Consider the following 11,447-nt stretch of genomic DNA (forward strand, 5'->3'; position numbering starts at 1 on the left):
CCGGACGTACAGCAGGCAAGATCGCGTTCATCACGGGAGCCGCTCGTGGTCAGGGTCGCTCCCACGCGATCCGTCTCGCGGAGGAGGGCGCGGACATCATCGCCGTCGACATCTGCGAGAACATCGACTCCGTCACTCCGTACTACGATCTCGCGACCGAGGCCGACCTCGACGAGACCGTACGTCTGGTCGAGGGACTCGGCCGGCGCATCGTCGCCCACAAGGCCGACGTCCGCGACCGTGCCGGCCTGCAGAAGGCGCTCGACGACGGCATCTCCCAGCTCGGCGGTGTCGACATCGTCGTCGCGAACGCGGGCATCGCCACCTACGGTCTGTCCTGGGAACTGACCGACGAGCAGTGGCGTGACATGATCGACGTCAACCTCACCGGCGTCTACAACACCGCTGCGGTGGCGATTCCACGCATGATCGAGGCCGGACGTGGGGGGTCGATCATGTTCATCAGCTCGATCGGTGGACTCAAGGGTGTTCAGCACGTGGGGCACTACGTGGCGGCGAAGCACGGCATCGTCGGCCTCATGCGCACGATGGCGAACGAACTCGGGCCGCACAGCATCCGGGTCAACACCATCCACCCCACCAATGTCGATACGACGATGATCCAGAATCCGGGCACGTACGGCATGTTCGCCCCGGGCGACCCCGAACCGACCCAGGAAAAGGCCATGCCGGGATTCATGTCGCTCAACACGCTGCCCACCCCGTGGGTCGATCCGGTCGACATCAGCAACGCTGTGCTGTTCCTCGGCAGCGACGAAGCGCGCTACGTCACGGGTGTCACCTTCCCGGTCGACGCCGGCGCCAACGTCAAGTAGGTCGCAGTGGCTGTAGGTATCGACGACAACGAAGACCTGACGTCGCTGCGCGTGGACGCACGAACCCAGGATCTCCTCCTCGACGCGCAACGCGAATGCACATTCGCATTCGCGACGAAGGACGGGTGGCCGGCCGGTGTCGTGATGAGCTATCTGTACCGGGACGGCGCCTTCTGGCTCACCGCGGCGGCAGGTCGCGCCCATGTACTGGCTGCCCAACGCGATCCGCGTGTGACGCTCGTCGTATCCAACGCCGGTACCGATCTGCCGGGTCGCAGGATGCTCGCCGTCCGCGGGCACGTCGCGGTCCACACCGACGCGGAGACCAAACAGTGGTTCTATCCGGCGTTCGCACAGCGCCACGCCCCGGGCCATCCCGAAGCCTTCCGGCAACTGCTGGACAGTCCCAATCGTGTAGTTCTCGAGGTGCGCCCCGTGCGTATCGCGGTCAGCCACGACTCCACGAAGATGCCCGGTGACGGCCGCGGCGGCGGGACCGGAACTCGACCGACCAGAAAGTGATCGCCATGCCTGCGGATCCGAACACCCAATACTCACACCTGTTGTCCCCCTTTCAAATCGGGCCGATGAAGCTGAAGAACCGTGTGGTGCTGCCACCCCACGCTTCTGCGATCGGCAACATCTTCGGCACGGACGAGGAAGCGGAACACAACCTCGCCTACTACGTCTCCCGCGCCCGGGGCGGTGCGGCGTGGTTCGACAGCCTCAGCGCGTGGGTTCCGAACACGGGAGTTATCCCCGGCTTCGAACCGACCGGGGTGGGTGCGACCGTCCAGGGGCACTACAGCCTGCCGTTCTTCGTCGAACGGGTGCAGGCCTATTCGGATGCGTTGCATGCCGAGGGCGCGGTTGCGACGGGCCAGATGGTGCATCAGGGTGGCATGCCGCACGGCGCGTCGCCGGTGCTCAGCGCCCCGGTCTTCAACAATGTGCCGCACCAGCTCAACCGCGAGGAGATCGCGTACTTCGTCGGGCAGTACGAGTTCTGCGCGCGCCAGGCCCAGGCGGCCCGGCTGGACGGTGTCGAGCTCCACATGAACCACGACGATCTGCTCGAGTACTTTCTCTCGCCGCTCACCAACAAGCGCGACGACGAGTACGGCGGATCCATCGAGAATCGCTGCCGATTCCCCGTCGAAGTGCTGCGCGCGATCCGCGACGTGATCGGTTCGTCGATGGTGATCGGTATCCGCCTGAACCTGCGCGAGGAGGTGCCCGGCGGCTACGACGTCGACGGAGCCATCGAGATCGCCCAATACCTCGAGAGCACCGGTCTGGTCGACTATTTCCACGGTGTGGTCGGAAGTCCCTGGGGCAACCCGTCGTACATTCAGCCGCACTTCTTCGAGGCCGGGCAGTGGGCCGAGCTCGCCGGCCGGTTCAAGCGTGCGATCTCGCTGCCGGTCGTGCACACCGGCCGTATCAACCACCCGGATGTGGCCGAGCGGATCCTCGCCGAGGGACACGCCGACGTGGTGGGTATGGCGCGCGCGCACATCGCGGAGCCGGACATCATCGAGAAGACCCGCACCGGTCGCGTCGAGGAGATCCGGCCGTGTGTCGGCGGCAACGAGTGCATCAGCCGCCGCTATGTCGAGGGCCTGCCGTTCGGATGCGCCGTCAATCCGGTCACGAGCAACGAGGTCGACGGTCCGTGGCCGACGGTCACCGACCCGAAGCGTGTCCTCGTCGTCGGTGGTGGACCTGCGGGGATGGAGTTCGCGGCGCTGGCGCGCGAGAAGGGCCACGACGTCGAGCTGTGGGAGTCGTCGGATGTGCTGGGTGGTCAACTGCGCACCGCGATCAATGCGCCCACCTACGACATGTTCGAGAAGTACCTCGATTGGCAGCAGCGCCGGCTCGAACGCGTCGGGGTCAAGATCGGATACGGCCACACCGCAACGCAGTCCGAGATCGAGACGGCCGGCTTCGACGTGGTCGCTGTCGCGACCGGGTCGACCCGCCGAACCCCCGACATCCCGGGAGTGTACGGCGACAACGTCGCCGACGTCCGCGACGTCCTCACCGGGGAGGCGAAGGTCGGCAAGCGGGTGCTGATCGTTGCGCAGGACGATCACATGCCGCCTCTGTCGCTGGCGGACTACCTCACCGAGCGCGGCACCGAGGTCACCATCGTGTATGCGACGCAGGCGGCCGGCCAGCTCCTCGGCCGGTACATCGTGGGCGGAATCCTCGGCCGTCTCGACGAGAAGGGCGTGCAGTACCGGTTCATGGAGGACGTTGTCGAGATCACCCCCACGGGCGTGATCACCCGCAACGTCTACTCGGGCCGCACCTACGAGGTGGACGGCTTCGACAACGTCGTCCTCGCGTGCGGCGGTATCGGCGACGCAGGGCTGTACGAGAGTCTGAAGAGCGGGCCTGCGGCGGCCGGCGACCGTGAGGTCCACATCCTCGGCGACGCCTACGCTCCGCGCCGCCTGGTGTTCGCCACTCGTCAGGCATACGCGCTGGCCAAGTTGGTCTGAGCGCGACAAACACCCGGTGATCACGACCGGGATGCAGGAATCGGCCCCTCTTTCCGTTCTCCGACGGAGGGAGGGGCCGCCGCTCGTCCGGGCGGGGTAGACGGCTCCGTCGAATCCCCCTGCACGAGAAGGCACCGGAATCGGTATCCACACGGGATTTCGGGTCGTTGCACACGCGAACGCCGGGTGATCGCTGAGGTGATCACCCGGCGTCGGTCGATGTGTGTCAGGACTGCAGGACGAACCCCTTGTAACCGGCGTTTCGGACTTCGTTCCAGGTCTCTTCGTAGAGCACGATGCCACCTGCGTACGGCATGAAGATCTGCGGCTTGCCTTCGATGTTGGCGCCCCGGTACCACGATCCGGACTCGCCCTGCGGCCACAGCGTCGTGTTGGCGATCTCCTCGACGGTGTCCACCCACGCCTCCTGGGCGTCCTCGGTGGCTTCGATCGTCGTGATCCCGTTGTCGCGCATGTGGTCCATCGTCTCGACGGTCCACTCGACGTGCTGCTCGATCGCCGTGACCATGTTGGCGAGCACGGACGGGCTGCCGACGTTGGCGATGATGAACATGTTGGGGAAGCCGGCCGTGCCCAGACCGAGATGCGTCTTGGGGCCTTCGGCCCAGGCCTCGGTAAGCGGGCGGCCTCCGCGGCCTCGAATGTCCATGGAGGTGAATGCCCCGGTGAATGCATCGAAACCGGTTGCCAGCACGACGGCGTCGAACTCGTACTCGGTCCCGTCGGCGAGGCGCATGCCCTTCGCGGTGAAAGCTTCGAGCTGCTTCTTGCGGAGGTCGACGAGCTCGACGTTGTCACGGTTGAACGTCTCGTACCAGTCGGTGCCGACGACGGGACGCTTCGCGCCCATCGGGTAGCCGTACGGCTTGAGGCTGTCGGCCGTGTCCGGATCGGTGACGATCTCGTCGATCTTGGAACGGATGAAGTCGGAGACGGCATCGTTGGCCTGCTGGTCGACCATGAGGTCGACGTAGGCGCCGAGGAAGGCGATTCCGCCACCTTCCCAGCGCTTCTCGAACTCGGCGCGGCGTTCTTCGTCGCTCACCTCGAAAGCGGTCTTAGGGTTGTCGTCGCGAATGCAGCCGGCAGGCATGGACCGTGAGAGACGGCGACGCTCACGGTAGTTGGACTTGATGTCGGCGACGTACGCCGGGTCGAGCTTGTGGTTGCGTGCGGGGATGACGAAGTTGGCGGTGCGCTGCAGCACGGTCAGCCGGCCTGCCTGCTTCGCGATCTCGGGAATGGCCTGCACGCCCGACGAGCCGGTACCGACGGCGGCGACCTTCAGGCCCGAGAAGTCCACACCGCCTTCGGGCCACGAGCTGGTGCGGTAGATGGGTCCGGCGTAGTTCTCCAGGCCCGGCACGTCCACGTCCTTCGGGACGGAGAGGCATCCGACCGCCATCAGGCAGAACTTGGCGACATAGGTCGCGCCGGTGTCGGTGCGCACGGTCCACTTCTGCGTAGTGTCATCGAAATGCGCTTCGGTGGCCGTCGTTTCGAGGCGGATGTCGCGCCGCAGATCGAAGCGGTCGGCGACGTGCGAGAGATAGGCCTGCAGTTCGGGTTGCGAGGGGTAGCGCTCGGACCACTCCCATTCCTGCTCGAGGTCTTCGTCGAATCCGAACGAGTAGTCGTGGCTGTCGACGTCGCAGCGCGCGCCGGGGTAGCGATTCCAATGCCAGGTGCCGCCGACTTCCTTGCCCTTGTCGAGCGCGATGGCGGTGTAGCCGTGCTTGCGGAGCTTCCACAGCAGGTAGAGGCCGGCGAATCCGGCTCCGACCACGACTGCGTCGACTTCGGAAGGGGTGGTGGAGTGTGCGGGGGCCGCAGGTGCAGAGGTCATCTGGATGCCTTTCCTGGATGTCGGATACGAAGGCGTGCGGTGAGGTTCGATCGGGGTTTCGGATTCCGGATCTGCGGGGCGCCGTGAGCCGGACGGGATCTGGGGCGCCCTCGCGATTCAATGTGTGATTGACACCACATTAACAATGCGTATGGATATAATCAACAGGGTCTACTCAGAAAGTTCGAGCGCCGGTCCGAATCGTCCCCAGCTCGGCCGGCACCATCGCGCTCGGCATTCCGCCGAGGGACAATCACAGGAGGAAACGTGTACCGACTCGTCGCTATCTACAACCACCCCGAGAATCCCGAGAAGTTCCTCGATCACTACGAGAACGTCCACGCGAAGCTCGCCCTCGACCAGAAGGGCATCCGGAACTTCGAATGGGGCGTGTGCAGCACTGCTGACGGGTCCGTGCCCCCGCACTTCCTCGTCGCGGTCTGCGACTGGGACAGCAAGGAAGCCATGCTCGAAGACATGTCGTCACCCGCAGGCCAGAAGGGTGCGGCCGACCTCGAGAACTTCGCGCAGGCCGGCGTCTCGTTCGACTTCTACGAGATCAACAAGGGCATATAGAAGCCGAATTCGACTGTGGGGCAATAGTCCAAGACTGTTGCCCCACAGTCGCGGCGCGGAAAGGCTCTCCGTCAGGCGTCGAACCCCTCCATCTGCGGGGTCGTCAGAGCCGTGATGACACGTTCGGCGATCTTCCACCCCTCCGCCGTTCGTACGTACCGGTCGGTGTTGAGCGCGATCGCCTTGATCGCCGCACCGTTCTTCATCTCCGCCTCGGAGAACACATAATTGGTGCCGGTAGCGTTGTCGTCGTCCTGGAAATCGATGACGTGGTTGGTGATGATGTGGAACTGCTTCTCCACAGCCTCGGCGTCACGCTCGAAGAAGTCGAGCAGTTGCTCGTGTCCCTCGTAGCGGGTCAACCCGACCGCGCTGGCATCCCACGCGCCGTCCACGGAGAACGCGGACAACGTCTCCTTCGGATCGAACCGATCGAGACCACGCGCATACAGATGCGTGATTCGAGTGATCTCGGCGATGTCACCGGTTCTGTCGTTGATCGACATATCTACTCCTGTCAGGGAAATCAGGGAACGGAAGGCAACTCGATCTGTTCGAGATCTGCCTTGATCTGTAGAGCCAGGTACTTGTTGTAGACGCGGGCCATCGTCAGGTTGCCGCCGCTGATCCAGAACCCGTCGTGCCTGGACCGCCGCCACACCGATCGGATCTCGCCCTCGTCGTCGAGGCCCCACACCGGCCCGCACTTGTCTGCCACTGCGTCGCCCAGGACCCGGCGAGCGGTCTCGTGGATTCCGCGGAATCCGGTGGCGAGCACCACCGTATCGGCAGGAATCCGACGGCCGTCACTCAGTTCCAGACCGCTCGGGGTGAAGCGCTCGATCGCCCCGGCGACCACCCCGATCTCGCCGTCCGCGATGAGACGGGACGCCCCCACGTCGATGTAGTAACCGCCGTTGCGGGTGAGGAACAGGTTCATCGCACCCAGGTCGTCATCGCCGAGGTGGTGTCGGAACCCGCGCGCAGTGAGACCGTCGAGAATCGCCCGATCACGTTCTGCCATGAGCGCCACCGCTGTTCGCAGACCCGTCTGTGCCGACGCTTCCAACCGCGGGAACGACGCCCCGACAAGATCGGAGATCTCGGTGGGCGGCGATTCCTCGCCGTATACGGGCTCGAGCATGACGTCGACGACCGTCGTGCCACCCACCACATAGGTGGGCCCGCGCTGCACCAGCGTGACGTTCGCGCCCGAGTTGTACAGGTCCTGGGCGATGTCGTGACCGCTGTTGCCTGTCCCGACCACCACCACCGACGTGCCGGCGCGTGCCCGATCGGTGCTGTACTGCCCCGAATGCAGCAGTTCACCACGGAATACGTCGGTGCCCTCGATCTCCGGAACGAGCGGTTCGGTGCCGCTGAGTCCGGTGGCCAGCACCACGTGCCGAGGCCGGACGGTGCGGGTCTGTCCGCCGCGGTCCAGGTGAATCTCCCACGTTCCGTCGGCGGCGTCGTAGGTGCTCGACGCAACCCGGGTCCCGGGCCATACGTTCAGCTCGAGGGCTTGCGCATACAGTTCGAGCCAATCGCCCATCTTGTCCTTCGGCGTGAACACCGGCCAGGTGGGCGGAAACGGCATGAAGGGAAGATGATTCGCCCACACCGGATCGTGGAGCACGAGAGAGTCGTAACGGTTGCGCCAATTGTCGCCGACCCGGCCGTTCCGGTCGACGACGAGAGTCCGGACCCCGAGCGACGTCAGGTGCGCGGCGAGACCGAGACCCGAATGCCCGGCACCGATGACGAGAACATCCGGTTCGATGCCGTCGAACTCGAGCTCGCGAGCCCGCTTCGCACCCCAGTGTTCGGGGGCGCGCTCATCGGGGGCGGGCGTACCCGTAGGTCGTCGGCGTCCGCTTGCCGGTTCGTGGCCTTTCAGCGCGTCGAGCTCGGTGAGCAGCGCGGTCGCCCGCCATGCTCCGTCTTCGCGGGGTGTCAGCCTCGCCACCGCTCGGACTTGGCCGAGGCGGGTGGTGAGACCGAACAGTATCTGCACCACCGGCTGGTCGGAGTCACCGGACAACAACGTCGGCGGAATCTGCGAGTCGAGTTCGAGGCCGGTGACCTCGAGGGTTCCCGCGGTGGCGATCATCGGTCCGATGGCGTCGACGGCGTGCAGGCTGCGCAGGTCGCCGCTGAACGCGAGCAGGTCACGCCACCACGCGTCGGCTGCGAATACTGCTGTGTAGGAGTCTGCGTCGCCCTCGCGGAGAGTGCGCCCGAGTGCATCGAGCCACTGTTGCGCAACGACGGAAAGGTCGGGTTCCGAGGCCATGATGTCTCTCTCGTCCGGAGCGGTCATCGAGTCGTGTACCCGGCGTCGACCTTGAGTTCGGTGCCCGTGACGTAGCGGGCTTCGTCGGAGGCGAGGAACAGCACGGCGTTGGAGATGTCGATCGGCTGGACCCACGGGACCGGTATGGCGTTGGTGGTCGCGAAAACCGGTGCCGCCTGCTCCTGCGTGGGATGTTCGACGTCCGGGAGGAACATCCGGAAGCACGACTCGTTGAGGATCATGTCGGTGGCCACGCCGGTGGGATGCACCGTGTTGACGCGGATTCCGTGCGGTCCCAGTTCCAGGGCGAGCGTGCGCATCAGGCCGACGACGGCGTGTTTGCTCGCCGTGTAGGGAGCGACATTGGGCGTGCCCTTGATACCGGCCGACGAGCTGGTGATGATGATCGAGCCGCTGCCCTGTTCGACGAGTTGCGGGGTGACGGCCTTGCAGGTGTGCCATACACCCTTGAGATTGATGTCGAGCACATCGTCCCAATCGCTCTCGGCCACCAGGTGTGTGGGCTCTCCGAACAGGAAGATTCCCGCGTTGGCGACCACGGTGTCGATCCGGCCGAACTGGGCGATCCCCTCCTGAACCACCGCTGCGACGGCGTCGAAGTCGCGGACGTCGGCGGTGCGGGCGAGAATCTTGCGTCCGCGGGATTCGACTTCGCACACCGTCTCGGCGAAATCGTCCTCGGTGGCGCTGGGATAGAACCGCTCGACGCTGTCGATGGTGCCGGCGATGTCGAGGGCGATGATGTCGGCGCCCTCCTCGGCGAGCCGGATGGCGTGGCTGCGGCCCTGCCCGCGCGCGGCTCCGGTGATGAAGGCGACCTTGTCTGCTACCCGTCCTGCCATGACTGCTCCTTCAGCGCGGACGGGAGGGCCCCGGTCCGCGGTAGGTGTTCCAGGTGGATGCCGACTCCGGATAATCGGCGTCGGAGTATCGAGTCTGTGGCCACCGAATCCGTTTGGTGGTACGGAAACTCGAGGCCATCGATTCGAAAGGTAGCGCATACATGAAGGACACGGAGCGTCTTTCGAACAACCAGCGGCCGTCCACCTTCGTGTAGCGGTCGCGGTAGCGGAATGCGGTCATCATGAGGGTGTCGTGCACGGCGAGTTCGGCGTGCCCCGTCATGATCCCGGTGGCGTGGGAATCGTCGACGAGCGTGACGAGATGAATCTCGGGCGTGTGCAGCATCGTGTGGTAGCGGTCCATGCTGTCGACATAGAACGGTCGAATCTCGCTGCGGCCCTGGAGCACTCGTCCTGCGACTTCGAAGGCTCCGTCGTCGGTGAACATCGACAGCACCGATTCGATGTCGTGATCGTCGACGGCGAGTGCGTATCGTCCTGCGAGGTCCCGAATCTCGTCCTTGGCGACCAGTTTCGCGATCGCAGCGGAATCCTGTGCGGTGAGAGCAGACATTGTCATCGGCTGAGCTCCTGTGGTGGGAATGCGCTCGGGCCGGGGCAGAGCAAGGCTCCACCCCGGCCCGAATCGAATCCGTTGTGTCGTTGTCGAATCCGACAGGTGTTGCGGACTAGTCGTCGTACATGATGACGCCGCGGATGTTCTTGCCCTCGCGCATGTCCTTGAACGCGGTGTTGATGTCTTCGAGCTTGTAGGTCTTGGTGATGAGCTCGTCGAGCTTGAACTCGCCCCGCCGGTACATGTCCGTGATGAGCGGGATGTCGCGACGCGCGGTGGTGGAACCGTACAGGGTGCCCTGCAGCCGCTTGCCGGACATGGCGAAGGTGAACAGGTCGAAGGGGACGTCGCGCTGGGTGACGGGTGCCGCGGAGGTGAGCACCAGTGTGCCGCCGCGGCGCGTCATCTCCTGCGCCGGATTGAGGAGGTGACCGTAGGCGATGTCGACGGTGATGATGACGACGTCGGCGCCCTGACCGTTGGTGAGCTGGTCGACGACCTCGCGGCACTGGTCGAAGTTCTCGACGGTCTGGGTCGCGCCGAACTGCTTGGCCATGTCGCGCTTGAACTCGACCGGGTCGATCGTGACGATGTTCTTCGCGCCCTTGTGGCGTGCTCCCTGAACGGCATTCATGCCGACGCCGCCGGTTCCGATGACGACGACGGTGTCGCCGAGCTGGATGTCCGCTGCGTAGACGGACGAGCCCCAGCCGGTGGGCACACCGCAGCCGATGAGGGCGGCCTTGTCGAGCGGGATGTCCTTGTCGATCTTGACGCAGGAGTCGATGTTGACCACGACGTACGGCGAGAACGTGCCGAGGTAGGAGAACGGGCCGACGCCCTGGCCGCGGGCGTGGATGCGGTGGGTGCCGTCGGGCGCGAATCCACCGAGCACCCCGGCGCCGCGCTCGCACATGTTGGATCGGCCGATGGTGCACATGCGGCAGTTGCCGCACGAGGGCAGGAAGGACAGAACGACATGGTCGCCGACCTCGAATCCGGTGACGTCCGGGCCGAGTTCCTCGATGACACCGGCACCTTCGTGGCCGCCGATGATGGGCGCCCAGTCGAGCGGGATGTCGCCGGTGTCGACGTGGTCGTCGCTGTGGCAGATACCGGAGGCGGCGAGCTTGACGCGGACCTCACGGCTCTTGGGCGGATCGATCTCGATTTCCTCGACGCTCCAGCCGGACTTGGTGCCGGGCTCCCACAGCAGGGCTCCGATGGTCTTCATGACGTCTCCTCACGGTGAACGGGGAAGATGCGCGTGGCGTCGGTGCGGCACCGACGACTCCAGCGTCTGTGATCGCTATCACCATAACCATATGCATGAATAGACGCAATCGCTGGAGGGAATCATTTCTGATCCCGACGTGTCCTCCCAGAGGGCGGCTCTGGAGTCGCCACGAAAAGAACTGGCCCGCACCGGATCCACCGGTACGGGCCAGTTGTTGTCGGATGTCGTCCGAGGTGACGGTTCAGCCGCCGAGAGCCTGATTCCAGGGAAGAACCTGGCTCAGCACCTCCGGGAACTTGCGCTCGGCGTAGCGCGCGTACTCCTTGATGTGATCACGCATGCGGTCCTCGGACAGGTCGGTGTCGTGATTGCTCAGCGCCTCGTAGATGCTGACGTGGGCCTTGAGCGTGGTCTTCCGCAGTGCGGCGGGGTGATCGACCCCCATTACGGTTCCACCGGTGATCCGCATGAGGGCATCGGTCATGTAGCCGAAGAGGGCGTTGCCCGTGGACCAGGCGATGATGTCGTGGAACTGCTTGTTGGTCTCGAGGAACGTATCGATGTCCGCCGTCTCCACGGACTGCTGCATCCGGTCGACCGAGTCCTTGAGCTCGAGCAGTTTGTCTTCGCCGATGCGTTCGGCGGCAATCCGGCACACGACGGGTTCGAGCGCGGTGCGCGCCTC

11 protein-coding genes are annotated in these 11,447 nt (G+C 65.0%); 4 read left to right on the top strand and 7 right to left on the bottom strand.

The genetic code is table 11. The features are described 5' to 3' along the window. From I0Q12_RS10705 to I0Q12_RS10715, 3 genes are all read left to right on the top strand, one after another. Positions 1-836 (top strand): mycofactocin-coupled SDR family oxidoreductase (locus tag I0Q12_RS10705; protein ID WP_197251900.1); only part of this gene is annotated, 836 nt, incomplete at its 5' end. Between the two features lie 6 nt (positions 837-842). Then, positions 843-1,358 (top strand): pyridoxamine 5'-phosphate oxidase family protein, encoded by a 516-nt coding sequence (locus I0Q12_RS10710; protein ID WP_197251901.1) that lies wholly within the window; start codon positions 843-845, stop codon positions 1,356-1,358. A gap of 5 nt (positions 1,359-1,363) precedes the next feature. Further along, a complete protein-coding gene (locus I0Q12_RS10715; RefSeq protein ID WP_197251902.1) occupies positions 1,364-3,346 on the top strand; it encodes an FAD-dependent oxidoreductase in 1,983 nt (660 codons plus the stop codon). 226 nt (positions 3,347-3,572) lie between these two features. Here I0Q12_RS10715 and I0Q12_RS10720 read toward each other — a convergent pair whose 3' ends face one another. After that, positions 3,573-5,213 (bottom strand): NAD(P)/FAD-dependent oxidoreductase, encoded by a 1,641-nt coding sequence (locus tag I0Q12_RS10720; RefSeq protein WP_197251903.1) that lies wholly within the window; start codon positions 5,211-5,213, stop codon positions 3,573-3,575. Positions 5,214-5,480: 267 nt separating this feature from the next. Between I0Q12_RS10720 and I0Q12_RS10725 the strand changes: the two genes are divergently transcribed. Beyond that, positions 5,481-5,789 carry an EthD family reductase gene (locus I0Q12_RS10725; protein WP_197251904.1) on the top strand — a complete coding sequence of 103 codons (309 nt, stop codon included), beginning with the start codon at positions 5,481-5,483 and terminating at the stop codon, positions 5,787-5,789. 71 nt (positions 5,790-5,860) lie between these two features. Here the strand turns inward: I0Q12_RS10725 and I0Q12_RS10730 are convergent, their stop codons facing one another. The 6 genes from I0Q12_RS10730 to I0Q12_RS10755 form a co-directional block, all read right to left on the bottom strand. Beyond that, positions 5,861-6,295, bottom strand: a complete 435-nt coding sequence (locus I0Q12_RS10730) for a nuclear transport factor 2 family protein (protein WP_197251905.1) — start codon at positions 6,293-6,295, stop codon at positions 5,861-5,863. 20 nt (positions 6,296-6,315) lie between these two features. Next, positions 6,316-8,085 carry an NAD(P)/FAD-dependent oxidoreductase gene (locus I0Q12_RS10735; protein ID WP_231610424.1) on the bottom strand — a complete coding sequence of 590 codons (1,770 nt, stop codon included), beginning with the start codon at positions 8,083-8,085 and terminating at the stop codon, positions 6,316-6,318. Positions 8,086-8,108: 23 nt separating this feature from the next. Further along, positions 8,109-8,948 (bottom strand): mycofactocin-coupled SDR family oxidoreductase, encoded by an 840-nt coding sequence (locus I0Q12_RS10740; RefSeq protein WP_197251907.1) that lies wholly within the window; start codon positions 8,946-8,948, stop codon positions 8,109-8,111. A gap of 10 nt (positions 8,949-8,958) precedes the next feature. Continuing rightward, a complete protein-coding gene (locus I0Q12_RS10745) occupies positions 8,959-9,528 on the bottom strand; it encodes a nuclear transport factor 2 family protein (protein ID WP_197251908.1) in 570 nt (189 codons plus the stop codon). Between the two features lie 109 nt (positions 9,529-9,637). Beyond that, the gene (locus tag I0Q12_RS10750) at positions 9,638-10,759 is read right to left on the bottom strand and encodes an NDMA-dependent alcohol dehydrogenase (protein ID WP_197251909.1); all 1,122 of its coding nucleotides are present in this window, start codon (positions 10,757-10,759) and stop codon (positions 9,638-9,640) included. Positions 10,760-11,003: 244 nt separating this feature from the next. Continuing rightward, the coding region (locus I0Q12_RS10755) for a FadR/GntR family transcriptional regulator (protein WP_197251910.1) at positions 11,004-11,447 on the bottom strand (444 nt) is incomplete at its 5' end.

This window comes from Rhodococcus sp. CX, assembly GCF_015865005.1.
Taxonomy (GTDB): Bacteria; Actinomycetota; Actinomycetes; order Mycobacteriales; family Mycobacteriaceae; genus Rhodococcus.

Excerpts from the sequence above, each read along its gene's own strand:
- I0Q12_RS10735 (WP_231610424.1), bottom strand. The coding sequence starts at position 8,085 with ATGGCCTCGGAACCCGACCTTTCCGTCGTTGCGCAACAGTGGCTCGAT.
- I0Q12_RS10715 (WP_197251902.1), top strand. The coding sequence starts at position 1,364 with ATGCCTGCGGATCCGAACACCCAATACTCACACCTGTTGTCCCCCTTT.
- I0Q12_RS10740 (WP_197251907.1), bottom strand. The coding sequence starts at position 8,948 with ATGGCAGGACGGGTAGCAGACAAGGTCGCCTTCATCACCGGAGCCGCG.
- I0Q12_RS10745 (WP_197251908.1), bottom strand. The coding sequence starts at position 9,528 with ATGACAATGTCTGCTCTCACCGCACAGGATTCCGCTGCGATCGCGAAA.
- I0Q12_RS10720 (WP_197251903.1), bottom strand. The coding sequence starts at position 5,213 with ATGACCTCTGCACCTGCGGCCCCCGCACACTCCACCACCCCTTCCGAA.
- I0Q12_RS10750 (WP_197251909.1), bottom strand. The coding sequence starts at position 10,759 with ATGAAGACCATCGGAGCCCTGCTGTGGGAGCCCGGCACCAAGTCCGGC.
- I0Q12_RS10730 (WP_197251905.1), bottom strand. The coding sequence starts at position 6,295 with ATGTCGATCAACGACAGAACCGGTGACATCGCCGAGATCACTCGAATC.